Origin of the sequence: Bacillus pfraonensis, assembly GCF_050768835.1 — a bacterium.
In the GTDB taxonomy this organism is placed as follows: domain Bacteria; phylum Bacillota; class Bacilli; order Bacillales; family Bacillaceae_G; genus Bacillus_A; species Bacillus_A pfraonensis.
On record NZ_JAHCDO010000022.1, the window covers coordinates 1 to 26,008 of the forward strand.

The following is a 26,008-nucleotide window of genomic DNA, read 5'->3' on the forward strand; positions in this document are numbered from 1 at the left end:
GTAGAATGCGTTACGTCTACAACAACAGGTAAATGTGTTTCTTTCTTTAAGATTGGTACAGCTGAAATATCTAACGTATTACGCGTTGCTCTTTCGTATGTGCGGATACCGCGCTCACATAATATAATTTGATCATTTCCTTGTGCGATGATGTATTCAGCTGCATTAATGAACTCATCAATTGTTGCTGCTAAACCTCGTTTTAATAACACAGGTTTATTTACTTTACCCACAGCTCTTAATAAATCAAAGTTTTGCATATTTCGTGCCCCGACTTGAATGACATCAACGTAATCAAGAGCCATTTCTACATCGTTTGGATTTAAGATTTCACTGATAATCGCTAGATCAAATTCATCAGCTACTTGTCGTAAAATTTGTAGTCCTTCTATCCCTAATCCTTGGAAATCGTATGGTGATGTTCTCGGTTTGAAAGCACCGCCGCGCATTAATTTTAATCCTTGTTTTTTCATCGCTTGCCCTACTAGGCGAACTTGCTCTAAGCTTTCTACAGCACAAGGTCCCATGATGAATGTTTGCGTTCCATTTCCTAGTAACTCACCTTTTACATCAACGATTGTATTCTCTTTTTTCTTTTTACGTGAAACAAGTAATGCTTTACGGTTGTCATCTTCTTGCAGTTCTAAGCTCGCTTTGAAAATTGTTTTGAAAATGTGTTGAACTGTTGAAGTTTCGAAAGGACCTTCATTGTGTTCTGCGATCATATCAAGCACTTCACGCTCACGTACTGGGTCAAAACGTTTCGTACCTTGCACTTGCTTTTGTTCTCCAATCTTTTGAACGATTTTACCTCTCTCATTTAAAAGTTCTAGTAACTGTAAATTGATTTTATCCACCTGTTTACGTAATTGTTCTAACTCATGATTTGCCATTTTAAAATCCTCCTTTTAATGTTTAAAACTATTGCAAGAGAATAAAAATTCCCTATTTTCTGAATTGAAAACTTACAAAACCTTAGTATGAGATCGATACCGCCTTTTCTGTGTACAAAAAATCCCTACTGATCTACTCAGTAGGGACGATATTTATCGCGGTACCACCCTAATTGTAGACTGATTTCGTCTACCTCTCTTCACTGTTAACGATCGTTCGACCGTCTTTCCCTTCATAAAGAAAACAAATCTTTACTACGAAAAAGATGCTCCAGGACTGTAATTCGCACTTGTTTTTGTACTGGTTCACACCAACCACCAGCTCTCTGTTACAGGGAAACAACTACTACTCCTTTTCCTTTCACCGCATGTCATATTCCATTGTCAAGCCATACCACAAAAAATACAAAAAGTCCCTACTGATCCAATCAGTAGGGACGATATTTATCGCGGTACCACCCTAGTTGTAGACTAATTTCGTCTACCTCTCTTCACTGTTAACGATCATTTGACCGCCTTTTCTTCATAAAGAATATATGTCTTTAATCCAAAAAAGATGCTCCAGGACTGTAATTCATGATTATCCCTGTACTGATTCACACCAACCATCAGCTCTCTGTTACAGTAAGATCCTCACTACTGTGATCCCTTCATTGCACTTTGTTTATCCAAATGTTTTTGAAATTGAATAAGTTATGATTCGTATTATAGAATGCTTTTTCAAAGACTGTCAATAACTTTTTATTTGTTTTTTTTAAAATCCACTCTTTACCCATTATCCACCTTGTAAATTTGTCATTATAATTCCAATTCGTATCATTTCGTTTTGAATAGATGTAAGTAAATCACTTTTCAATTGGTACTCTGTTAATAATTGTTTAATTTCAATGATTTCATTTTCAAAAGAATTTGCTTCGTGAAGGTTTTGTAATAGCGAAAAAAACAACTCACCATAGGCTTCTACATGGTCTTTCATGTTCTTTTTCTTTTCTAAAACAGACAAAAATAGTTGCTTTATTTCTGCTTGATTGTAACGTTCTGATGGTGGCGAAAAATGGGTAAGAATTGTTTGCAATCCCTTTTCTGCAACTTCATCCATACATAAAACAAAGCGTAAAAACATGACATATTCCCTACCTGTTATAGAACTCATTTTTGGACGTTCCATTAAAAATCCAGCTAACCAAAATTCCCAAAATTTTTGTTGTTCTCTTGCGCTTAATGTTTTCACATAATAACATAAATGTTCCATAAACTTAATTTTGTCGTTTTCCGTTTCCTGTATAAAAAGTAGATATAACCAATCTGCTCGCTGCTCCCAATACAATACACATTTAATAAAAACAAAGCTGAGCCACTTTAAGAACACTTCTTTTGTATGAGGATGTAACAAATATAAATGCTGGGCCGCATATGTAATGTATCTCTTTATCTCTGTAAATAACGGTAAATTTATTTGTGTATAGCAGAGTCCTGCCCATGCATATTTGATTGCTTTTTCTTGTTTTTTTAAATCAAGATAAGGGAGCAAATTTTTTCTACACCATTGTTTCTCAATATGATATAAAAATGTTATATCTGCCGTTAACCGTGCAAACATGTAATTTGTATTCCGTGAACAGATTCGCATTTGTTCTTCAAATAAAAACAAGTATTCGTAAATATTCCGATCGTATAAGTGGTCATACGCGAGTAACTTTAATAATACTGACGTCACCTTTCCAATAGGATGCTGAATAGATTCATTATAAAAGTCATGTTCTTCTAAATTGAAATTCAAATCACTTCTCATCACTTGAGGAAATACAGAGACGGAAAATCGTTTCACAACCCGTATACTATCCTCTTGAAATTCTTCTAATCGGTTGCTAATTTCATAAAGAAAACTGCTAATTAACCAATGAAAAGATGGATTTCTTACAAATTGTTGTAAGAGTGGAATGATTTTTTGTATCTGTTGATTTGTAAGCTTGCGATTATTTCTCCATGCCCTAATACAGACAAACCATACTTCATTACTTACCTTACTTTCCCTAGCTAATTGATAGGCAAGTGAAATGCTCCACTCTATATTCAATTTACATGCTTTTGATAACATTTCTAAAAAATGTCGTTGTTCAAAAATACCGTCATGAGAAAAGAGCCTAACTTGTTCCATCATTTCATGGTCTTTCAGCTGCAATAACCCATCGGCTGTTACATTACATGTAATACTTTGGACAGCATCCTCTACTTGCTTTTCACCGTAACGTTTTGGGGAAAAATGAGGGTGTTTTTGTTTCATTTTTTTATATGCCTCTGCTGTACAATTACTATCCGGATCACATATATAAAGTAAATCCATAACAAAACAAGCATCAAAAATCCTATCATTAACAAGCTGTTTCATCACCTTTTGTAACACTTCTTGCTTACTTTGTTCCGAAGCAAGTGAATAATGGTTCTTTAAAAACTTAAATACTTCATGTCTATATGTAACATGTAAAAGTAACTTTTGCTCTAATAACCATTTCATTTTTTCATCGTCAGTTACAAATATATTTTTACTCATCGCAGCTATGGCAATTCTTTTTTGTAATATACTATCAGTTTCAATCATTTGGGCGATATAGTAGTTAGCTTTTCTCTTATTATTTTCACATAAATATGTGAGACACTCTTTTACAATACGAATTAAAAATGTAAAATCTTTTGGCTGTAAATCATGCTCTGAAAATTCGACTGTATGATATGTCACACCGTCCTTTTTCTCCAATGCAGCCTGTCTTAAAAATAACATTTGCATTTTTTCTAATCCCATAACCATAATGGGATCGGCAAAATACGCAATGTGCGGTTTCATTCTTTCATCCCAAATCTGTTGTACGAATGAAAACACCGAAACTGGCAACCGACTTGTTTCTTCTAATTCAATCGAATCTTGCATATCGTGTTCCCATTTTCTCACACGTTTTAATTTAATTTTCCCATCCAAAATAAACGCCAACAATAAGACGCAAATCTCTTTATGTTCAGGAAAAGAACATTTATGTAACAAATATGAAACCAATTCTATAGAGCCGCTATTTTTTTCTGCTGTTTCTAGTAAAAGTAATGTCCATTTTGCGAATAGTAGCGGTTCAATCTGCTCTTTTGTCTCGTTTAAATACGTGCAAATCGTTCGCCATAACAAAGGAGAAATTTTCGAGTGATTTCTATAAATAAGCTGAAATAATTCCTTTTGATGGCTAAAAAGAAATTGTTTGACGAGCCAAGCAGACAGCAATTCATCCTCTTCGTTATGGATAGCAGACAGCAAAAATAAATTTTGAAGTTTTCCTTCTGCCTCTAACCATTCCACCCACTCATAATCGCGAGCAAATTCTATAAAATACCGGAGTGTTTCAATTTTTTTTACGGATTGCTTTATATATGATAATTGCTCTTGTTCAACTGACGGTGGGACTGTCACGATATCGCGAATCCGCATTCTTTTTGTAATATAATTATCTCCCATTAATTCAGCCCAGCGCTTCACCGCTTGAACAAGCGCTTGATGATTGTTTGCTTTATTTGGATAGACAATAGGCCTTACTCCTAAATGCTCCCAATGATATGTATTATCTCCTTGTGCAACAAATGCATAACGTCTTGTACTCGGCGGCAAGCCTGTTGCTAAATATTTCATAACAGGATCATTATGACTATATCCGATGAATAATACTGTATAATTTGAAAATAAATCGACTAAAAATCTTCTTGCCCATCCTTCCGTCAAGTAAGCCCTTCCAAAGTCACCATCTGTTAATATTAAATTTTCTTTTTCCTGTTCTACATTACCATGTATATATGCTAATCCTTTAAACGCTCTACCTGTTGGAAGTGCAGGTGCATAATATATATTGATATCTCGATTCATTTCTCGAATTACACTTGTAAAATGTTGATCAAAATTTGTTGTTACAATGCGGACATCGATATCATCTGAAAAAAGCCGTGGAATTGCATAATGTAATGGATTCGGTTTTGAATTTTTCACATCAACAAGATCTTGTGCCACTTGATGTACATCTTTTGTCTTCGCAACTTTTCCGAGATAATAATCATGTGGTTCTGTTATTTCACGCTTGTCGACATATAAAGCGTTCGCAATTTCATCCACTAAATCATCAAAGTTTGGTAAGTTTGATTTCCCTTTCATAGAAACCCCTGCTCCGACAAATAATACAAGCCTACCTTGCTCAAGATTATCAAATAATTCATCTGGAATTTCTACTTCTGAAGTAATCCACATCTGGATCCCCCCTTACCTAAAAATGTCATACGCTCTCATTTTACTATAACATTTTTCATTTGTTTTTTTAATATTTAGACAAGTTGTTCCACATGAAAAAATTTTATTTACGATCATGTAGAAATGTATGAACTTCTCGTTTTATACCAAAACTATGGAAAAACAGGAGGTGTGCACCTTGAGCAATTTTACTATTGTGCTTATTAAATTCGTATCGTGTATCATTGCTTTTGCTATCGGGCTTGATTTGTTTTTCGATGCAACAATCGTTGACGTTATTTCCTTTAGCTTATTCGTAACCATTGTTTCTTACATGTTTGTTGATAAAATCCTTTTGGACCGTGTTGGCAATTCCGCTGCTATTATGGCTGACTTTTTGTTAACCTATTTAAGCGTGTGGATTTTCGGTAACATTTTATTGGACAATTACATGCAAATCGCATGGGGGAGTATTTTGTCTGCTCTTGTCTTTACATTATCTGAAGTATTTGTGCATCGTTTTTCTCATACGCATGAAAGACATAAAGGTGAACGAATTAATATGAATGGCCGATTCGCATATGGAACTGAATTTGCTGAAGAACAAAATATTTTAGATAAAGATAAGAAAAAATAAACAAAGAAGGATGTCACAAACTATATCATGACATCCTTCTTTTACATTAACTTTTCTTTTGGTTATATTGCTCCATAATAGATTATGGAAGCATTCCGCTATCTGTTGTCACTATTTCCTTTCAATTCGATTTTATACTTCAATCTTTATATTTTTGAAATCCACAACATCAGCAAATGCACCCAGTACTGTATTATGATGCTTAACAATTTCTTCCGCACTTAATTGCTCCGAGTCAAATGTACTATGTGCATCGCGAACCAAAGTTATTTTATATCCTTCACTAAATGCTCTACGAGTCGTCGTATCCACACAGTATTCAGTTTGCATCCCTGACATGATGACATGTTCAATTTCATTATCTTGTAATACTTTACGTAGATTCGTTTTATGGAATGAATCTGGTGTTTCTTTTTCGATCATGATGTCACCATCTTTCGGTGCAATGGCAGAATGAATATTCCATTCCGGTTTTCCTTTTGCTAAAGGGTGACCTTTGGGGCCATTATGCTGGACATAAATAACAGGAATTTCATGTAAACGACATTTTCGAATTAACTCTTGCAACGTTTTTAATAACTCCCGCCCTTTGTATACTGGTCCTCCTGCTGTATACATACCTTCTTGAACATCTATTACTAACAATGCTTTTTTCATCATACATCGCTCCCTTCCCCTTATTTTCTATACTCCATCATCCAACAGTCTTCTAATTTCCCTTCATGAAGCTCATGTTCTTTTAATTTTTTCACCTTTTGAAATCCACATTTTTCATAACAACGAATAGCACGTTCGTTACTTACTCTTGGATCCATCGCAATTGCTTCTGCCTCTAATTCATTGATAATATATGTAATCGCAGCTTTCACAAGCTCTGTACCGATTCCCTTATTCCAATATGCTGTGTCGCCAATGAATTGATCCATCCCCCATATATTTTGTTTTTTTATATAACCATATAGATTTTTCCATTCTGAATCTACGGGATAAATTTGTATATATCCAATTGGTTTCCCTGCGTATTCTACCACACATTTTTTCTCATCACTCTTTATGTTATGAACAAAATGAGTTCGTACTTGCTCTGGCGTTTGTGGATTATCTCGTCCTTCGTAATATTGTAAAACTTCTGAAGTTGTTAACCATTTTGAGATGGTTTTCACATCATCTTCTACAACATATCTAATCGACAATTTACCTTTTTGCAATAACATACTTTTCCCCCTTATTCATAACATTATAATATTCTAGACTTATTGGGTTTACTCCTTTTATTAGACAGTGAATATGATACACCGCCTTGCCATCATACCTTCGTATCAGTTTTTATTCAAAAAAATACTACTCTTGCTGGATGTTACAGAAACTTTAATTTAGTAATCTATAGATATCAAACCAACATAGGAGGAATAAATATGTCTAAAGCTTTCGATTCAAAAGAACAACAACAAGGAGAAATATATGCAATCCAGCATACAATTACTGAAGTTGAAAATGCATTTAATGCACATAATGCGGATGAATTAGATCGCCACTTCACCTTGAATGCCACATGGGTTAACGCATTTGGCAAGAAGCTATCTGGTTGGAAACAAATCAATGAGACGCACAAAGTTCTTTTAGCGGGACCTCTTCGTGATTCATATGCTTGTTATACAGTTGAAAGTATTACATTTATACGTTCCGACGTAGCTATCACACATATTAGACAATATCCAACAACCTCTGAAGGAAAAATAATAGAAGATGAGCAAGGCAGTCTTGCTGTTTATGTAATGGTCAAAGAAAAGGAAACGTGGAAAATTGCTGCCGGGCAGAATACACTAGTTCAATAGCTTTTCCCATATCCCCTATTTAGACTGGAGGTTACGACTTATGCCTCAAGTAACTTTGAAGAAAATAACTTCTGACAATTGGCGAGAGGCTCTCACGCTTTCTGTAAACATTGAGCAGCAAAAGTTCGTTTCTGAAATTACACCACCTGTTGCTATTGCACTTGCTAAAGCATATATTAGGCCGGATGATAAAATGATTGAACCTTTTGGAATTTATCATAATGAAAAAATGGTTGGTTTCTTTAATTTGCACTACGAACCGGATTGTCAAAAGGACTTTTGGCTGTTTCATTTTTTTATCGACAAAGGATATCAAGGAAAAGGGTTTGGAGCCACGGCAATCAAAGCGATAATTGACCATATAAAAACCGTTCATCTATCTTGCCACCGCATTCGCTTAACTGTGCATCCTGAAAATGCTTCGGGCCAAAAATTCTATAAAAAACTTGGTTTTTCTGATGATAACATTTACACATACGGTGAAATGACATATTCCTTAATTTTAAGGAAGTATATATAGATGATAATAGGATTATATGAAGCGCATTTACCAGTTAGCGATTTAAAGCGTTCGATTGAATTTTACAAAGGACTTGGTTTGGAATTTTCCCATCGTCATGAAGATAAAGTGGCATTCTTATGGATTGAAAAAAATAAAAGTTGGTTGGGATTATGGGAAACAGACAAAGTAGAACTTGAATATCACCCTTCAATAAGACACATAGCTTTTCAAGTTTCTTTAGAAGGATTAAAAAATTCAGTTGCTTGGTTGAATGAAAAAGGATTTGAACCTAGAGAAACATTTGGATTTAAACCAATTGAACCATTTGTTATGGCACATAGTAGCATAGCTCATGCAAAAATCCATTTTAATGACCCTGATGGGAACAGTTTAGAATTTATATGTAAACTTGAAAACCCTAAAAATATTACAAAGCGTATGTATTTAAGTGAATGGACACAATCAAATTAGCATCCTATTCAACTAAAGAGGTATTAGTTTAACCCAGAATAGGGAAACCTATATAAAGTGAAACTTTAATCAGTGGGGGGTCCTCATCCCCCACTGATTATTAGCCCTCACCAATCGGACCTTTACAGGCAGTTTATCTCCTACCTAACTTCTTTACTTTCACCGAATTTTGAGGTGGGAGTATTATTGCCCTAAAGTAGCGGGATAAATTGGGTTTCCTTTGAATTTTTATTAAAAATCATTAACATATTTTAACAGATCCTTCATAAAAGAAGAGCACCTTTACATTTTTAAAGTTACTCTTCTTTTACTTGTTTCTATTCAAATATAAAATACCAGTAAATTGCAATTTCATCACTTTGCTCATTTATCCCTTTATATACAAGAAAATCAAAGCCACCTATAACAAATCCACAACTCTCATAAAACTTGCATGCTCTAACGTTATTGTACTGTGTCTCCAGCATGATTCCTGGCATTTCACAAGCTTGCGCCCAATGCTTTGCCCGTTCAATTAATCTTTTGCCAACTCCAAGCTGTCTAAACTGCTTATCTACTTTTATATCTTCCACGTAAGCAAAACCATTCCAATTCCTCTTTAATATAATCATTCCAATTATTTGGTGATCCATAAACGCCAAATAAATGATTTTATCTGGATTATTAACATATTCGCTATAATCTAAATCACCCTCTTGATCCTCCGTATATCTATCCTCTGAATAATTTTTCTCATAGCTTGGTATTTCTTGCACTGTGTATTCTATTCGTTGATCCATCGCCCTTAATGAAAGAACTAGCTTAGAATCCACCGTAAAACTATCATCAATTTCAGGAAATTCATTCAAATCTTCTAATTCTAGTTTCCTAATAAAAATATCCATCCTTATCTCCTCTAACTAAAACATAATATATTCCTCGTACTAAATATTTATAGCAATTCCAGCAATGAATAAACTAGCAATTATGAGGAAAGGCGTACCAATCATTGCCCCTCTTAGATGCATCTTATAATCTTTATATCCTTTCATCCCTTCTGTACTGGGAATAATAACAAATCTCGGGGTAATCCAGCAAAATATAAGCCAATCTATAATGAGTAAATCCACCAAATTAAAAATCATTAATATTCCAAAAGAATGCAAAAAAGCATCTATAAACAATAATTTCTCATGTTGATTTAGTAAAAAAGTTGAAATCAACGGTGTTCCGAAAAGAATTACATTATATACAATTCCAAAATATAAAGTTTGTCTTTTTTCATCAATTGTTTTTGGCAGAACAGCTTTTTGAATATCCTTAGGATAGTCATTTAGCCATAGACGCGGATTATAATATAATGACCCTAAAATCATAATTGATAGTATAATAGACATAATTGCTCCCACTAGTAACATTTGTTCATATTGACCCATAAATTCTCTCCCTCCTTACTTGTAATTACCAGAAACCTTTTATTACTATGTAAAAGACTCATTTTATTACAAATTCTATGTATTCCCGTGTCAAAAAATTAGCATAAACCTTTGCTAAATAACTTTTCCATTTCTATATCTAAAATCGCTTTCTTCCAGCATTCATTCTTATTTCTTGAAATATCGTTTCAAATTTAATAAAGTGAAGCTCTAATCAGTGTTTTCATCTCCACTGATTATTAGTCCATAAATATTTGGCTGAGTCTATATAAATTCACATAAGAATAGGACTGGTGAAACAAATGAAAATTGAACATATAGCGATTTGGGTAAATGATTTAGAGGTAATGCGCACTTTCTATACACAATACTTTAATGGAGAGGCAAATTCTTTATATCACAATAAAGCTAAACACTTTGAATCTTACTTTATTACTTTTGAATCTGGAGCACGTCTTGAAATTATGCGAAAGAAAGGAATAGAAGATAAACCTAATCCCAATATAACTGGTTATGCTCACTTGGCTTTTTCTGTTGGTAGTGAAGAAAATGTGAATCAACTAACCAAAACATTAAAAGAAGCTGGATATCCTGTATTAAATGGACCACGCTTCACTGGAGATGGCTATTATGAAAGCGTAATTAGTGATCCAGAAGGAAATCATATTGAGATAACTATCTAGCAAAATACATTTATTTATTATTTGATATTTAAATTATGAAATGCAATAACACCAAAAAACCGTTCGAAAATTTTGAACGGTTTTACTGTCTAATACTGTCGCGTTTTAAAATTTTGGTGATTACAGAAATGCTGATTCTATCGTTTCTCTTAATTACAATACTGGTCTACCAACCTCTTTAGATGTTCTATATTTTCTGAAGATAAATTTTCTGATAATCTTGCCCCAGCAATAATAGGAGCCCAATCCAAAACATTATCCCTTGATAAACCGGTATTTTTGCAATATATACGTAAATACATTTCAGCTAATTCTACTGAAGACTGGGCATACAATAAATATGTTCGGTATACATCTGCACAAATATCTCCCGAGCTAGCATCAACCCAGTCAATAATTTTCACGTCATCATTATTCATGATCAAATTAAATGGATGAAAATCTCCATGACATAGCCTAGGTTCAAATACCATTGAATCTAATTTCCTCAACAATTTATTCTTTTGTTTCTCATCTAGATACCGTACAGATTCAATTTGGCGATGTAGCTTTTCTGACATCAGTTCAAGTAAATCCGAATCAGAAACAACAGCATGCACCTTTTGTTGTGTATTAACACAAATACCTATGTAATGCTCAGCTCGTTCCATATTCTGAATTAAGAGATCACCTACTGTTTTCCCTTTTACATATTCCATTATTATTGCTTGTCTACTATTTATTTCTTTGACTTCTAATACCCTTGGGACGTGAAGCCCGCATGAATAAGCGTATTTTTGTTTCTTTGCTTCATATAAAGATTCTGTATTTGGAAAATGCTTTTTAAATACTTTTATAATTTTATTATCATAAAGATATATCTTCGCTGTATTCCCAATAGCTATTGGATTACCTAGGTTCATGTATTCCCTCTCCTTAAGATAAATTACAATAATACCTTACACTTCATCTAATAAATTCGATGTAATTATAGTGAAGACCTTTCATTACTAAACTATCTCTTTCTTTACTAAAAGACTCTGTTCACAATATTGGCGCAAAGGATGCATTATTAAATCTCGTATTTAGGATTATACCCTGTTCGTCCATTCGGGTAGGTCTATAAAAGGAGGAGTTTACATTAGCTTAACGAATTTATATTGATATAATTATAAAAAGGGTGGTTTAATTGAACATTTTATGGGATTTTGATGGCACATTATTTGATACTTATCCTGCGTATACAAACATACTCTCTCAGGCTTTAGGAAATGTGGTGGATAAACAGGAAATCTATGAAAAGTTGAAAATTTCGTATTCTCATGCAATTGATTACTATAACATTTCCAGCAATCAAGAAAAAGAAATAAAAACTCTACAGAAGAAACTGTCTCCAAAAGAAATGAAACCGTTTGATAATGTAGAAAAAGTCTTGAAATTTGCAAATAAAAATGTAATTATGACCCATAAGCATAGGGACGGGGTTTTAGCTATCTTAAATTACTATGGATGGGATAAATACTTTGCTGATATGGTTACGATTGACGATGGTTTCCCTCGAAAACCCAATCCATTAGCATATGTTCATTTACACACAAAACACAGAATCGATTTAGTTATTGGAGACAGAGAATTAGATTTATTACCCGCTAAAGAATTAGGAATTTCAACATGCATATTTCAAAGTCAAAGTGATTTAGCTGATTATCATTTACAGGACTACTCAGAGTTTTTTAATATTGATATTGCGTTAACGAAACAAGTGGCCGATTAACAATATATACAGTAAAAGGACTAAAGTTTGGTTCTTTTACTGTATTATTATCAACATAATTCATTAACAGAGCCTAATAAAATAAGACCCTGTAAAGCAGGATCTTAACATTCTTTAAAACGACATAATATCATTTCCAATCGACAATTACTTTTTCTCCATAATTGCAAAATAATTCCCCTCATGATCAGCAAAATTAAAAGCTCTACCAGACGGCATATTTACAATTTCCCCGACTGTAATTTCCTTCCCTACAAAGTCTTTATATAACTTATCGATGTCTTGGGTGAAAAACAACATGGATGGTGTATTCAAGTTTAATTCAGGCTGCATTTTTGCAATTAACTCTTTATTATGTAGCACAATGCTCGTTTCAGCTTTCTCTGTTGGCGCAATTTCAATCCACCTAAACCCTTGACCGTTATTTTCATCGGAAACTAAGTGGAATCCTACTTTTTCTGTCCAAAATTGTATAGCCTCATCTTGATTGTTTACATATAACATAATTTGACCGACTTTATGAATCATCATCTTTTCTTCCCTTCTTCTACTTCAATTGTATTCAGTATATACGAACTAGCATTCTCTTCAAAGTGTTTTTATGATTAAAAATTTTTTAGATTTCTAACATTTTTTAATGTTTCTAGAGGCTTTATGTATTTCTTATCTCTTATTTTTTAGGGGTAGCGTCACATCGCTATCAAGCTAACAAAGTACAACTACCCCCTACTTCACCAATCAAAACAATTCGTCTCTCAGCACTAGATCGAGCCAGGCTTTCGCCTCATTGTAAAGAATCGGATTGTTTTCCGGCGTGTAGTAAGCGAGGATTGCGACTGCTTGTGATACGACCCATCCACGGGCCCTTGCCCACGTAGCGTCATCCATCGGAAAAGCCTCACGGAACGCATCACGCGCCGCTGGCGAATGCAACTTCCATGCAACCATCACATCGCACGCAGGATCGCCGATGCCCATTTCACCCCAATCAATCACACCGCTAATGCGCTTATTTCGTACGAGCCAGTTACGTACATCTAGATCGCCGTGATGCCAAACAGGAGGGCCGTTCCACGGAGGTGCAGCAAGAGCCGACTCCCACACAGCAGAAACTGCAGGGTCGCCATCAAATCGCGCTAGCCAGTATCGAAAGTCCTTGTCCCGTTGGGCCAAAGGAATGCCACGTCCTAACGGCCCTCCCGATGAATCGACTTGTTGCAGTGCTGCGATGAACACTGCAAGATCACGCGCTGCCTGAATCTCGTCAATCTCCTCTATAGGCACCGTATCGCCCTCAACCCACGTATGTACCTCCCAAAACCATGGATATTCGTTATTGGGACGCCCCTGAGCGATAGGCATAGGGATATCAAGCGAAACTAATGGTGCAAGTTTTGGCAGCCATGTGAACTCGCGACTTTCTGGTGTCGTCGGACCTGCCCTTCGTGCGAGCCGAACGGAATATTCGTCGCCAAGTCGGAAAATGGCGTTTACCGTGCCAATTGGCTCGACCCGCCGTAGGGACAGTTTTGCCCAGTTTGGGAACTGATCCACAAGCAAACTACGCACAAGGCGCTCGTCAATTTCCAATTCGTCAACGTGCATCTTCTCACACATCGCACGCTCCCCCCTCCGTAGCTCTGACGTACAATTCGCAACCGTCGTGTCCTTCATAAACGTTCTGATATTTCCATCCCGTAAAATTCATCACATTGTAACCCCCTCGGATCATTACATGTCACCCAACTTGTTTTTTTGGTTGAGTATTATGGAGCATTGCTCCCCATTAGATTAAAGGTTCTGTTGCAAAAACCTCAAGATAATTGCAAGTAATCTCTAAATCTTGGACATACTAATACTAGTATTCTAAAAAGGACGTGATCAGTATGAAAAATCAAAATCTATTCAAGTGGAAACATTATCAACCGGATATTATTTTATTAACCGTGAGATGGTACCTACGGTACAACTTAAGTTTCCATGATTTGGTGGAAATGATGGAGGAACGAGGCCTATCCATATTTCACACAATCATTATACGTTGGGTACATCAATATGGTCCTGAGTTGGATAAGCGAATTCGACGTTATCTCAAACAAACAAATGACTCATGGAAAGTGAACGAAACGTCCATCAAAGTAAAAGGACAATGGATGTATCTGTATCGTGCTGTTGATTCGAAAGGAAACACAATCGATTTTTGCCTAAGTAAAACAAGAGATCAGAAGGCTGCAAAGCACTTTTTTTGAAGAAGAAACACAATTCAACTTATGTATAATACATTCATTTCTAGTTCACATAACGTCTCATTATCGGGATTCAATGTATTTAGAAGACTATTAAAAGTCCTCCAGATTGTTTAACTGGAGGACTTTTGTGTTCACATAATTCTTGAAGCCGGAAGTTAATTAAATAAACTTTTAGGTGCTTACCGTTTGTTATATTCCAAAGTACTGTTAACATGTTTAAATCAACTAGATTTAGTCTAATACATTTTTTTAATGAAAAAATAAGAATATTTGCATCACCTTTGTTACTTTTTCCATTCAACTACCAAGTTTTTGCCACTTACTTTAGTCCAATATATATGATCCCTAATGTCTACATTATATGATCCAGGTAACATGTTATAAAACTGTACCCGTCCATAACCTGATTTAATTGTGTCGAATGTTTTATATCCTGTACAATTTCCTGAATTAAAAGTACATAAGCGAACTGATAATTGAGTAGGACGAACTGGAAATGGATTCCAGTTATCTGTAATTCTCGTTAAATTCCAAACATCAATTTGTACATTTGTACCACCACTTGAATAAGCAGTATTGTCATATTTTCCATCCTCAGTAGTAAAAGTCTGGGTTCCAGCAGCATCTGCTTTAGATTGAGGAAAAATTGCAAAAAACATTGAAAAACATAAAACAAATACTAACAACCATTTTTTTATAATTCCTTGAGATAATGTCATTAAACCAACTCCTTATTATTAGATAAATTCATACTAAACGGTTATAATGTTTTTATATTATTATGAATTATCTGCAAATATTACACTGAAATTACCAAATATTTGTTTAAATGATTAAAAATATAATATGTCGATATGGATGATTTACGAATTTATAGGATAGATAAAGGAGAGGTTTGTATATGAAGTATATAAAAGGTAAAGAAACTAAAAAGAAAGTTATCGATTCCGCTTTTCAATTGCTTGCAGATAAGGGATATGATGCAATGAGTATTGATGAGATTATGAAAGGCGCTGGAAAAACAAAAGGTTCATTCTATGTTCATTTTAAGAATAAAGAAGAATTGCTATATGAAGTTATAAAAAATCGATTAGATCGAGATTTTGATCACATCGTAGAAGAGATTTTAAACGAATTATTGGATGAAACATGTAATGTTAAATTGGTATTAAAACGATTGATGAATTTAGTACATGCAGGTACAGGAGGAGTAGATCGGGAGTTATGGACTGTTGCTCATCATCAGATGGTCGTTCTTTCAAGGAAAAATCAAATGGTTCGTGAATGGATGCTAAATCAGTATCAGGCTTGGGTAGACTTCATGTCAAAGATTATCCGTAGAGGACAAGAGTTAGGACAAATTCGTACTGATATAGATGTTTGTGTTATGGTCAATATGCTTATCAGTTTATTGGAAGGTTATGAACTTCGTTCAATGGTTGATCCAGAAATCGATGTTTATGAACAATTAAAACTCATCGAATTGTTTTGTATGGATGATAATTTATGAATACTCTATACATATAATGTTAACATAACGCACAATTATCGGTAGCAAGGTTTTACTAGAATCCTTGTATTTATGAGGTTTTTTCTTCTTTTTTATATAAAATCGATATGCAAGATTTTATACAATATTGATTTGACAAGATTTATTGTGCTTAAGTTTGGCTGTTTTGGTACAGAAACTTGTATAAAATGTTGCATATTTTTTAAGGGAAATTTACGCTAAACAATATTATATATTTCAAATGAAGACACTTCTTTGAGAAAAGGAGTGTCTTTTAAGAATAAATGGATTTTTATGTTAAAATCTTACTATCAATAATTTCGCGGAAGAGGTCTTTTAAAAATGAATATATTAAGAAGAATGATATTTAGTAAGATGGGGATAATCATTTTAGTAGTAATAATATTGATTACAGGATTTTCATATTGGACGAATAAAGATAGAATTTCTAATAACTTTGCTGAACAACTATTTAAATATCCCCTTCCTCCACAAACCAAAGTCATCGAAAAGGAACAAGCTAATGGAAAATCCCTTGTATGGGGAAATGGTGGATATTGGGGTGTTATTGCATCTGTTCACCTATCTACTAAACTAAGTAAAGCAGAAATATTGTCGTATTATAAAAAAATTGGTTTATTTAAATACCCTAAAAGTGATAAAAAAGGTGTTGAACCTGAAATCTACTTTCAAGATGACTTAAAAAAGGTGGAAAAACCAGAAGGTTTTTATTACACGACAAACGATGGTGGAAATAACCCGTTACACAGTTACTTCAACAAAGATGGAAGTATGAAAATAGAACAAAGTACTAATGAACATACAGGACAAATGGAATATGTGATACAGATAACAAGTGACTTTGATTACTTTCTAAATATTGATTGACACTAACATTAAATTAAAAGAGCTAGGGAATCTAGCTCTTTTTTGTTGTGATTTATACTGTGAATTGGTTTGTTAATTCAATGCGAATTATAGTTCGTTTTTGTTGGTTCTGGTGTAAAAACTTTAATATACGCGTAAGTAATCTCTAAAACTTGGATATACTGATTCTATTACTCTAGAAAAGGTGTGATTGATATGGAAAAGGAACATGTATTCAAGTGGAAACATTATCAGCCTGATGTTATCTTATTAACGGTGAGATGGTATCTGCGGTACAACCTCAGTTTTCGTGATTTAGTCGAAATGATGGAGGAACGGGGCTTATCCATTGCTCATACAACGATTATGCGTTGGGTTCATCAATATGGTCCTGAGCTAGATAAGAGAGTTCGTCGTCATCTTAAGAAAACGAATGATTCTTGGCGAGTAGACGAGACGTATATTAAGGTCAAAAACATCCACACTAATTAATTATCTATAATTATATTATGTTAACAATTGAATTGATTATTATTGAATCACTACTTAACATGTAGAGCTTAATTTATCCCCCCTTTCTATTTATCATAAAAAATGAAAGTAACTCGTTACCTCCATTTTTTTACACACTCTCTATTCAACTACCGACAGTAAAATCTTCTCAAGCTCTTTTTTAGGTAGCGTACTTTCATTTATATAAACCTGGTATGAATTTCTCCCTTCCCTGGCTGGAACCACTAATTTCATTCCTCTTACATTCAACCCTTCATACTCTCCAAATATAATATCATATCCTTTTAATTTGTATGTTTTTATTTCTTTATAAAAGCGTGGTCCCTTTTCAGTTTCCTGATCAAACGGTTTATCCACATGATCTCTTTGTTCATCAAATACTCCAAATTGATACAGTCTAAACCCTAAATCTGCATCTGATTTTGTTGGTCCTTTTTTCACATTACTATCTTCGTATCTCATTGTAATAAGTGGTCTCGGTTTTCCTGTCGTCACATCTATCTGCCTTTGCTTCTTCCCATATTAAATGATGCCCTTTAGGAATATAACTAGGATGTTTTATTGGAAAACCAGCTATTTTTTCTGCTTGTTCAAATGTATATATGAAATGAGCAACTAATTTTTCTTCATACTTTTGTAATTCCACTATGACCTCGCTATCTCTCTTTTTCTCTTCTGGACTTAAGCGATCTGTTGATGTATATTGTTTTTCTCCATTCTTCATAACACTAACTTTTTTATAAAAATGATACGCTTCTTTTAATAAAGCAATATATTTTTCAAACTCTTCTTCTGTAAATAACTTCTTAGCAATTTCTACTCTCTCTATCGTTCCTTTATATCCATCCTCAGTCATTCCCATATCTCTTCTTGCTTCCTGGGGTGTACCAATGATCTTATCAATTAACGTTGTACCTGCAAAAGTCCCTGTCGGTATAAGAACAGCAACGGCTATGAACCCGATTAACAGCCTTTTCTTCATTGATTTTCTATCCTTCTTATTTCCTTGATAGTATGCATCAAAAGAGCTTTTTACCCTTGTTTGCAGATTACTAGATGGTTCCATTGCTTCGGCTTTCCTTTGCAATTCATCCCGTAAATGCTTTTCAAAATCCATTTGCTTCCTCCTCCTGTATAGCTGATACATTCTCCATTTCAATTCGTAAACGCTTCAATGCTGTATGTAATCGTGACTTTACTGTACCAACAGGTATATGAAGCAGCGCTGCAATTTCATCTAAGCTATATTCATGGAAATAACGCATAATGACGACTTCACGATGCTTATATGAAAGCTTTTGTACAAAGTCTGCTAACTCACTACGTGTTTCTTTATGTAAAATATCCTCGTCTACTATGTAAAACTGATCTTGCGCATACATTTTCTTCTTTTCGAAAATACGAAAGCGTCGCCATGACCTACGCCGCCAATCTTGTACTTGTTTCACAATTAATCCATGTAACCAAAAACGGAAAGAACGATTCACATCATAATTAGCTATTGACTTCCACATTTGAATATATACTTCATTCACAATATCCTCTACATCCTGCTTATCTACTACTAAAAAAACTACTGTTCTATAAATATCTTTACATGTAAATTCATAAATAATCCGAAAGGCTTGTTGATCTCCAGAGACCATTCTCTGCAGCCATTCCTTTAGTTCTATTTCATCCAATTCTCGTTCTCCTCTCATATTCTCTAAAAAGCTTTCACATTATATTCGCCCGTTTCTCGCAAAAGGTTCATTTTACATAAAAATTTATTTATTTCAATAATAAAAAGACAACTAATTTTAGCTGTCTCTTCATTGTTATACAGAAAAACCTAGCATAATGACTTATCTTCCAATCTCCAACTAAACCACCGCGCATGACCATCTGTTTCTCCAACTGTTTCATTATATTCTTTTCCATTTATAAAATAATCAAGATGAAGATATCTATCCCACATGTTGTTATAAAGGTGGAAAACATCACGTTTTGCGCCCATTTCTTTCACTGTATCTATTAATTTATGTTTAACACTCTCTGGTATTTGATTCGCCACATGTGTGTGGAAAATACAAATTACTGCATCCTCTGAAATTTGTTCCGCAATCTCGGAGAGAAGAGCTACTCCATCCCCTTCTACCAGTTTCACAGATTGTTCTTTTAAACAAGCTGCTGCTTGATCAAACATTTCAAGCCTTTCTGTATGCTCTGGCCAAATAAGTGAGCGTAACCATAAATAGTCCTCCTCATTATTTAGATCATTTATATGTAAATCAAGTCCGATTTTTTCTGTGACAGGAGGACTTTGTTTTAGGAAAAATGGCTGATTCTCTCCTTTTATTTCCGATTTCAAGTGAACGTTAGAGTCTTTATTTCCAAACACCTCTTCTGTTCCATATGAATAACTATATTGATCCCAAAGCAGCTGTAAACCAGCACTTGTCCCGATTTCAATTAACGCTAAAGGTTTATTAACTTTATGAAACATATAACAAAAACTCGGATATAAATACGCACATCGTCTTACTTCATTTGTTTGTACTAGCTTCGTTTTTAAAATAGTGATAATCTCTTCTCTATGAAGCTTACAAAAACTTTTAAAGTGTTGAAAAGCATGCTCCAAATTTTTTTCTGGAGCCCCAACAAGACTACCATAGTATTGTTTTAATGCATGACTATTCCCTTTCAATAATAAATAATGAACAGCACCAAGTAATAAATTTGGGGTTGGCTGACCAAGTTGTGCATGTGAGGCTAATGCAAGGAGTTCCTCATCATCTGAAATTTTTAATGATAAATGTTCGTATAAATCGCTCGATCCTTTACATTCTTTTGTAGAAAAATTTTTAAATAAATTGGAGATTTGTTCTGGCGTTAGCATTCATACTCCTCCTTTAAACTCAAGTTAAAATATTCAAAATAATCATAACACAATCACTTGAAATGGTATATTTTCACAAACATCCTGTTAATCTACTTAAAATCACAAATGAATATTATGCATATATCTCCACACCATTCGGATCTGTTTGTTTCCTTTGATAGAAAGAATTCAAATATACATGTTTCAATATCGTTTTATTATCACGAATCGTTTCAATACTTTTTATTTCTTTTTGAAATAGAAAAGAAAGGTCCTGTTCTAATCCAGTTTGTTTTGTTGACATGACAATTTTCTGCAACTCTTCTATGCTCTCGCTGTCATCTATTACATCAAGATGTGTTTGAAGCTCAATGCGAAATCCATATGGTGTTAAAATAAAAGTTCTCTTTTCTCCCACATCTACTTTCCAGTGTAGCTTTTCTGCTTGCTTACAAATTGTTTCGCACTCCTCTTTTGACACAAGAAAACCAATATGATCAAATGAAACCTTTTTTCCATAGCCAAATGTGATATTTATCTTGCCTTTTCTAGCCTCAATAATCCGAAAAAGTATCTGTTTATCACGAAAATCATCCCAAGTTACTGGCGGATCAAATTGTTGAAATTCTCCATTGTACTTTCCAATTCTTGTAGAAATACGGAAACCACAATTTTTATAAAAATTCTCCATCTCTTCTAAATGAGGCGTCCAAAAATGATAATGAAACAACATTTACATTTCTCCTCTGCATTATATATATTTAATATAATTGTATAAACATAGTGTTATAATCACCTCTATCCAAAGAGGGAATTATATAAAAAAACTCTTCATACTTTTGTAGGATAAATCTCATCAAAAACAATAAAAAGTTCATTCCCGTATACCTAGGAATGAACTCCCCATCTTAAAAATTGTACTTATCAATATTATCTTTTGTAAACACAACTCGTTCCGGCAGTACGATAATTCCATTTCCATCTGCTTCGTAGTCATAACCTTGAATAGAATTCGGCTCTACTTTTACTTTACCTATATTCGGAACTTCAAAGCTATCCCCAACCTTTAATTTTTTCCCTTTCACAACGATTTCATTTGCCACATAAGTTGCCAGTGCTCCTTGTTGTTTTACATCCCATAATCCAAATTGCTGAACCGTCCCCCGTTTGACATAATCACGCATTACATTAGGTGTTGAAAACCCAGTAACAACTACCTTTTTATCCATTTTTAAATTTTCAGCAGCTTGCGCCATTGCTGGAAGCGCCGTTGCATCCGGACAAATTACCGCATTGATATCTGGATATGTTTTTAAAATACTTTCTCCAACCGATAATGATTTTTGTGCGTTATTTTCTCCGTATTGCGTCGTTACAATTTCCCAGTTCGGATATTTTTCCTTTATAATTTCTTTTGCTTTTGTTACCCATTGGTTTTGATCTGTTACAGTCGGACTCGAATAGAAGAATGCTACTTTTCCTTTATCTCCAATTTGCGATGAAGTCATTTGAATTAATAGATTTGCAAGTTGCTCCGGCGTTCCTTGACTTATATAAAATGAACGATCTTTCGGATTCACATCAGAATCCCACGTTAATACTGTCATTCCCTTTTTCTTTGCTCTCTGTAATGATTGTGAAAGTCCATCAACCGATGTAGATGAAACCATTAACGCATCATAGTTTTGATTAATAAAATTATTTATATATTTCACTTGGCCTGATACACTTGCCTCTGATGGTCCATCATACTTCACTTGCACACCTAACTTATCGCCCATTTCTTTTGCCCCTTCACCACCTGATGTAAAGAAGCCAACCCCTGTTAATTTTGGAATGAATGCAAATTTCACATCATCTGCTTTTTTCTTATCTGCTGTTTTGCTGGAACATGCAATTAAGCCGATGATACAAACGCACATAATAATAATGATCCCCAGTTTTCTTTTCATGACATTTCCCCCTTATGCAATTCCCTTCTTTTCCACATAGTGAGTTGCTGTAATTTGAAATGCCTAATAATAACAGAGAGGATAAGTATGATACCAATAACAACATTTGACTGTTCGTTCGTTAAACCAGTCATTTGTAAACCGTACTGCATCATGCCAATAAATATACTTGCTAGTACTGTTCCGAGAATGCTCCCTTTTCCTCCAGTGATGAGTGTCCCGCCTAATACAACCGCCGTAATAACTGGCAGAATGGTCTCGCTTCCAATATCAGCTCGAGCTGATCCGAAATACGCGGTTAAAAAAGCTCCTCCTAATCCACCTCCTAACCCAGAAAGAATATATGCGAGAATGACTGCCTTTTTTGTGCGAATTCCAGAATATTTAGCAGCTTTTTCGTTCGTACCAGTCAGCATGACATAACGACCATACTTCGTTCGATGGAGTAAGATCGTAAATAGCACGGTCAAAAACAAAAGCAGCCATAATAAGTTAGGAATTCCTATAAAACTCCCATTTGCAAGTTGTACGTAGGAATCTGGTAAACCACTTATCCCTTCATATCCACTGGCATTTGATCCCCCCGAGATAACAAGAGCAATTCCTGCATATAAAAACATCGTTCCAAGTGTAACAACAAGAGGTTCTACATCTGTCGTTTTAATAATCAGCCCGTTGATACAACCTGCTAGACAACTAATAAATAAAGCAATAATCACAGCTAACATAACTGGAATTCCATTCATCCAGAGTACACCAATAAGGATTGAGGTAAGCCCCATGACTGATCCGACAGATACATCAATTCCACCTGTTACAATTACAAATGTCATTGGAATTGCGGCAATCGTAATAAAAACGAAGTCATTCATACTGAAAAGTAAATTACTAACATGAAAAAAATCACTGTTAAATAAACCAAAGAGAATAAACTCTATAATAAGTAATACAACAAGAATTCCTTCCCATCTTAAAAATCCACGTGTATACTTCATAAATTCATCCTTCTTTCTTCTAAGCGGTGCTTTTCTTGCCATTTTTTCAAAATACTATCTACTATGATAATGAGCAAAAGTAAAGAGCCAGAGATAGTACTATTCCAAAAAGCAGGTATTTTTAAAAAGACTAGTGAACTACTTATAACTTCTAAAAAAATAGCCCCTAGTGCTGCTCCAAATATAGAACCTGTTCCACCTTTTAGATGAATTCCACCTAGAACAGCGGCAGCAATTACTTGCAACTCAATTCCTGTACCAGTTTGATTTGGTACAAATCCGATATTCATAACAAATATGCATCCTGCAACCCCTGCGCTTATTCCCGAAATAATAAATGCATATATTTTCACCTTATCTACCGGTATTCCGATGAGACGTGCTCCATCCTCGTTATCTCCAGCAGCATAAAAATATCTTCCAAAAGGCGCTTTTGTTAAAAAGATATATAATAATAGTAAAATAGCTAGAACGATCGATACTGTAACAGGAAGACCTAGTATCATGATAGAAGACATTTGTTTATAAGAATTAGGAATATCTTCAATCCATTTGCCACCTGTATAGATTAACATCGTTCCTCTAATAACTCCTAACATTCCTAATGTCATAATAATTGCCGGTACACCAAACTTTGCAACCCCTATTCCATTTATCAAACCAACGATAGCCCCAAGCAAGATTGCAGCAATGATTGAAATGAGAATACTATTACCATTTGTCAAAAACATTCCACAAATTGCTGCGCTTAACCCCATAATAGATCCGACTGAAACATCGATATTTTTCGTAAATAATACGAACGATTGACCAATAGCTAGTATGACTAAAATAAGACTTGATTTCATCATTAAAGAAAGCGAGCTAAATTGAACAAAACTAGGATTTATCATTCCTACGAAGGCTATGTAAATAAGTAATAAAATGATAATAGAAGTTTCATGCATTTTAAATATATTTGGAAAGCGTTTCATTCCGTTACACCTTCCCTTCCCCCATATGCGAGACGTGTAACTTCATTTATACAAACTTCTCCTTTCTCTAAGTGAGAAACAACCTTCCCATTTCTCATCACATATACTCTGTTCGCCAATTGAATAATTTCTTCTACATCTGAAGAAATAAGTATAATTGCAAGTCCTGATTGTTTTAAACTTTGAATTACCTCATACACTTCTAACCTTGCTTTCGCATCAATCCCGCGCGTTGGTTCATCTAAAATAATTAATTTCGGGTTACAAGCAAGATATTTTGCTAATACAACTTTTTGCTGGTTTCCTCCCGATAAAGATGTCATTTTTTCATTTATATGGGCAGCAACGATCCGAAACTTATTCATATACGATTCCGTTAAAGCGCTTTCTTTTTTGTGGTTTAAGAAAAAATTGCTCATTCGCTGTAAAGAAGCTGCCGTTACATTCTCTTTAATAGACGCAATTGAAAAGATACCATTCCCCGCTCTATCTTCTGGAACATATACCATCCCTTTATCTAACCTTTCATTCGTTGAACATTTTGCAATTGACTCCCCTGCTAATGAAATTGTTCCAGACAGCATTGTTCTTAATCCACATAGTACTTCTGCTAATTCCGTTCTCCCCGCCCCAACCATACCAGCAATTCCTACAATCTCCCCAGCATGTACAGTTAGTGATATATCCTGAAATGCATAGCTCGACAAATTTGTTACCTCTAATATTTGTTGAGAAAGTTTCATAGTTTCTTTTGTGTCCACTTTCTTCTCCTCTTGCTTATAACCTTTTGGCAATAACCCCTCCATTAGCATGTCATATGTGTAGTCTGATACCTCACCTTGACTTACTATCATTCCATCACGTAAAATAGCGACCTTATTAGCAATCTCAAAAATTTCTGGGAAACGGTGTGTAATATAAATCATACCGATTCCTTTTTCCTTTAAATTTCTCAGCAGCACAAAAAGACTCTTTATTTCATGAGTTGTTAATGTCGATGTTGGCTCATCTAAAATAAGAATCTCGGCTTCTCTTATTAATCCCCTTAATATTTCTACTAATTGTTGCTGCGCAATAGATAATGAACTCCCTATTGCACTTAGCTCTATATTCCATCCCAAACTTTTTATCAAGTCTTTTACTTTTGTACGAAGTTCTTTTTTCTTTGCTTTTATGCCGATACATATATTTTCCTCAATTGTCATATGAGGAAAAATTAACGGTTCTTGTGGAATTAAATAAATACCATTTGCATGTGCTTCTGCTGGATTAGAAAAGCTTTGCACCATTCGTTTTACATATATCTCCCCAGTATCATAAGAGTATAGACCAGTTAATATTTTCATCAGTGTTGATTTCCCAGCGCCATTTCCTCCTACTAGAGCGTACACATCTCCGCGTTGTAATTCTAAAGTAACCTCTTTTAATACATGTTGGTCTGAAAATGATTTACTAATTTGTTTCACCTCTAATAAGGGCACGTTCTCCACATCTTGTCATCCTCCTTTATGTGGAACAATTTTTGAGAAAATGATTTTTTGTTCTACTTGTTTTGTAGCATTGTATATCTCTTTTTTCATATCTAGAACACATTTTTTCTTGAAATCCCTGCTTGCGTCTAGCGGTATAATCTCAAAATGAAATACA

The 26,008-nt window shown here is 34.4% G+C and carries 25 protein-coding genes, 3 pseudogenes and 2 other annotated features; of the genes and pseudogenes, 10 read left to right on the plus strand and 18 right to left on the minus strand.

The window, feature by feature from the left end; translation table 11 throughout:
* Both KFD70_RS20245 and KFD70_RS20250 read right to left on the minus strand, forming a co-directional pair.
* The coding region (locus KFD70_RS20245) for a bifunctional 3-deoxy-7-phosphoheptulonate synthase/chorismate mutase (protein WP_431613308.1) at nt 1-893 on the minus strand (893 nt) is incomplete at its 3' end.
* Nucleotides 894-1,032: 139 nt separating this feature from the next.
* Nucleotides 1,033-1,267, minus strand: a binding site (T-box leader).
* 56 nt (nt 1,268-1,323) lie between these two features.
* Nucleotides 1,324-1,556 (minus strand) — a binding site (T-box leader).
* Between the two features lie 112 nt (nt 1,557-1,668).
* Nucleotides 1,669-5,166: a DUF4020 domain-containing protein gene (locus KFD70_RS20250; RefSeq protein WP_336451318.1), complete on the minus strand. Its 3,498-nt coding sequence runs from the start codon at nt 5,164-5,166 to the stop codon at nt 1,669-1,671.
* 178 nt (nt 5,167-5,344) lie between these two features.
* Here KFD70_RS20250 and KFD70_RS20255 point away from each other — a divergent pair, with 178 nt between their 5' ends.
* Nucleotides 5,345-5,782, plus strand: coding sequence for a YndM family protein (locus tag KFD70_RS20255; RefSeq protein WP_241816258.1), 438 nt, complete (start codon nt 5,345-5,347; stop codon nt 5,780-5,782).
* Between the two features lie 132 nt (nt 5,783-5,914).
* Here the strand turns inward: KFD70_RS20255 and KFD70_RS20260 are convergent, their stop codons facing one another.
* Both KFD70_RS20260 and KFD70_RS20265 read right to left on the minus strand, forming a co-directional pair.
* On the minus strand, nt 5,915-6,439 hold the full coding sequence (locus KFD70_RS20260) for a cysteine hydrolase family protein (RefSeq protein WP_336451319.1): 525 nt from the start codon (nt 6,437-6,439) through the stop codon (nt 5,915-5,917).
* 20 nt (nt 6,440-6,459) lie between these two features.
* Nucleotides 6,460-6,996 carry a GNAT family N-acetyltransferase gene (locus KFD70_RS20265; RefSeq protein ID WP_336451320.1) on the minus strand — a complete coding sequence of 179 codons (537 nt, stop codon included), beginning with the start codon at nt 6,994-6,996 and terminating at the stop codon, nt 6,460-6,462.
* Between the two features lie 201 nt (nt 6,997-7,197).
* Here KFD70_RS20265 and KFD70_RS20270 point away from each other — a divergent pair, with 201 nt between their 5' ends.
* From KFD70_RS20270 to KFD70_RS20280, 3 genes are read left to right on the plus strand one after another with little or no spacing between them, the layout of a single operon-like run.
* Complete coding sequence (locus KFD70_RS20270; protein ID WP_336451321.1) at nt 7,198-7,617, plus strand: SgcJ/EcaC family oxidoreductase; 420 nt, start codon at nt 7,198-7,200, stop codon at nt 7,615-7,617.
* 40 nt (nt 7,618-7,657) lie between these two features.
* Nucleotides 7,658-8,137: a GNAT family N-acetyltransferase gene (locus tag KFD70_RS20275; RefSeq protein WP_336451322.1), complete on the plus strand. Its 480-nt coding sequence runs from the start codon at nt 7,658-7,660 to the stop codon at nt 8,135-8,137.
* A complete protein-coding gene (locus KFD70_RS20280; protein ID WP_336451323.1) occupies nt 8,138-8,590 on the plus strand; it encodes a VOC family protein in 453 nt (150 codons plus the stop codon).
* 317 nt (nt 8,591-8,907) lie between these two features.
* Here the strand turns inward: KFD70_RS20280 and KFD70_RS20285 are convergent, their stop codons facing one another.
* Both KFD70_RS20285 and KFD70_RS20290 read right to left on the minus strand, forming a co-directional pair.
* The gene (locus KFD70_RS20285) at nt 8,908-9,474 is read right to left on the minus strand and encodes a GNAT family N-acetyltransferase (protein WP_336451324.1); all 567 of its coding nucleotides are present in this window, start codon (nt 9,472-9,474) and stop codon (nt 8,908-8,910) included.
* Nucleotides 9,475-9,513: 39 nt separating this feature from the next.
* The gene (locus tag KFD70_RS20290) at nt 9,514-10,005 is read right to left on the minus strand and encodes a nitroreductase (RefSeq protein WP_336451325.1); all 492 of its coding nucleotides are present in this window, start codon (nt 10,003-10,005) and stop codon (nt 9,514-9,516) included.
* Nucleotides 10,006-10,307: 302 nt separating this feature from the next.
* Here KFD70_RS20290 and KFD70_RS20295 point away from each other — a divergent pair, with 302 nt between their 5' ends.
* Nucleotides 10,308-10,688, plus strand: coding sequence for a VOC family protein (locus KFD70_RS20295; protein WP_336451326.1), 381 nt, complete (start codon nt 10,308-10,310; stop codon nt 10,686-10,688).
* 149 nt (nt 10,689-10,837) lie between these two features.
* Here KFD70_RS20295 and KFD70_RS20300 read toward each other — a convergent pair whose 3' ends face one another.
* Entirely contained in the window at nt 10,838-11,590 is a 753-nt protein-coding gene (locus KFD70_RS20300; RefSeq protein ID WP_336451327.1) for a phosphotransferase, read from the minus strand.
* 266 nt (nt 11,591-11,856) lie between these two features.
* Here KFD70_RS20300 and KFD70_RS20305 point away from each other — a divergent pair, with 266 nt between their 5' ends.
* Nucleotides 11,857-12,441: an HAD-IA family hydrolase gene (locus KFD70_RS20305; RefSeq protein WP_336451328.1), complete on the plus strand. Its 585-nt coding sequence runs from the start codon at nt 11,857-11,859 to the stop codon at nt 12,439-12,441.
* A gap of 147 nt (nt 12,442-12,588) precedes the next feature.
* On the opposite strand, the gene KFD70_RS20310 is transcribed toward KFD70_RS20305, so the two are convergent.
* A complete protein-coding gene (locus KFD70_RS20310) occupies nt 12,589-12,969 on the minus strand; it encodes a VOC family protein (protein WP_241816274.1) in 381 nt (126 codons plus the stop codon).
* 210 nt (nt 12,970-13,179) lie between these two features.
* The gene (locus KFD70_RS20315) at nt 13,180-14,058 is read right to left on the minus strand and encodes an aminoglycoside phosphotransferase family protein (protein WP_336451329.1); all 879 of its coding nucleotides are present in this window, start codon (nt 14,056-14,058) and stop codon (nt 13,180-13,182) included.
* Between the two features lie 269 nt (nt 14,059-14,327).
* Here KFD70_RS20315 and KFD70_RS20320 point away from each other — a divergent pair.
* A pseudogene (locus KFD70_RS20320) lies at nt 14,328-14,687 on the plus strand (IS6 family transposase); the annotation flags it as partial.
* 287 nt (nt 14,688-14,974) lie between these two features.
* Here the strand turns inward: KFD70_RS20320 and KFD70_RS20325 are convergent.
* Entirely contained in the window at nt 14,975-15,409 is a 435-nt protein-coding gene (locus KFD70_RS20325) for a hypothetical protein (RefSeq protein WP_336451330.1), read from the minus strand.
* A 182-nt stretch (nt 15,410-15,591) separates the two neighbouring features.
* Between KFD70_RS20325 and KFD70_RS20330 the strand changes: the two genes are divergently transcribed.
* The 3 genes and pseudogenes from KFD70_RS20330 to KFD70_RS20340 all read left to right on the plus strand — a co-directional run.
* Nucleotides 15,592-16,200, plus strand: a complete 609-nt coding sequence (locus KFD70_RS20330; RefSeq protein ID WP_336451331.1) for a TetR/AcrR family transcriptional regulator — start codon at nt 15,592-15,594, stop codon at nt 16,198-16,200.
* A 342-nt stretch (nt 16,201-16,542) separates the two neighbouring features.
* A complete protein-coding gene (locus KFD70_RS20335) occupies nt 16,543-17,088 on the plus strand; it encodes a hypothetical protein (RefSeq protein ID WP_336451332.1) in 546 nt (181 codons plus the stop codon).
* Between the two features lie 195 nt (nt 17,089-17,283).
* Nucleotides 17,284-17,541: pseudogene (locus KFD70_RS20340) on the plus strand (transposase domain-containing protein); the annotation flags it as partial.
* Between the two features lie 159 nt (nt 17,542-17,700).
* On the opposite strand, the pseudogene KFD70_RS20345 reads toward KFD70_RS20340, so the two are convergent.
* The 8 genes and pseudogenes from KFD70_RS20345 to KFD70_RS20380 all read right to left on the minus strand — a co-directional run bounded on the left by KFD70_RS20345 (nt 17,701) and on the right by KFD70_RS20380 (nt 25,851).
* Nucleotides 17,701-18,697, minus strand: a pseudogene (locus KFD70_RS20345) (hypothetical protein).
* Nucleotides 18,687-19,262, minus strand: a complete 576-nt coding sequence (locus tag KFD70_RS20350) for a sigma-70 family RNA polymerase sigma factor (protein ID WP_336451333.1) — start codon at nt 19,260-19,262, stop codon at nt 18,687-18,689. The pseudogene KFD70_RS20345 and the gene KFD70_RS20350 overlap by 11 nt, the downstream one beginning before the upstream one ends.
* Nucleotides 19,263-19,411: 149 nt before the next feature.
* Nucleotides 19,412-20,458, minus strand: coding sequence for a DUF2332 domain-containing protein (locus KFD70_RS20355; protein ID WP_336451334.1), 1,047 nt, complete (start codon nt 20,456-20,458; stop codon nt 19,412-19,414).
* A gap of 115 nt (nt 20,459-20,573) precedes the next feature.
* On the minus strand, nt 20,574-21,173 hold the full coding sequence (locus KFD70_RS20360) for a VOC family protein (protein ID WP_336451335.1): 600 nt from the start codon (nt 21,171-21,173) through the stop codon (nt 20,574-20,576).
* Between the two features lie 175 nt (nt 21,174-21,348).
* Nucleotides 21,349-22,392: an autoinducer 2 ABC transporter substrate-binding protein LsrB gene (lsrB, locus tag KFD70_RS20365; protein WP_336451336.1), complete on the minus strand. Its 1,044-nt coding sequence runs from the start codon at nt 22,390-22,392 to the stop codon at nt 21,349-21,351.
* Nucleotides 22,389-23,387 (minus strand): ABC transporter permease, encoded by a 999-nt coding sequence (locus KFD70_RS20370; RefSeq protein ID WP_336451337.1) that lies wholly within the window; start codon nt 23,385-23,387, stop codon nt 22,389-22,391. Before KFD70_RS20370 ends, lsrB begins: the two co-directional genes overlap by 4 nt.
* Nucleotides 23,384-24,361 (minus strand): ABC transporter permease subunit, encoded by a 978-nt coding sequence (locus KFD70_RS20375; protein WP_336451338.1) that lies wholly within the window; start codon nt 24,359-24,361, stop codon nt 23,384-23,386. Before KFD70_RS20375 ends, KFD70_RS20370 begins: the two co-directional genes overlap by 4 nt.
* The gene (locus KFD70_RS20380; protein ID WP_336451339.1) at nt 24,358-25,851 is read right to left on the minus strand and encodes a sugar ABC transporter ATP-binding protein; all 1,494 of its coding nucleotides are present in this window, start codon (nt 25,849-25,851) and stop codon (nt 24,358-24,360) included. The genes KFD70_RS20375 and KFD70_RS20380 overlap by 4 nt, the downstream gene beginning before the upstream one ends.
* Nucleotides 25,852-26,008: the final 157 nt, after the last annotated feature.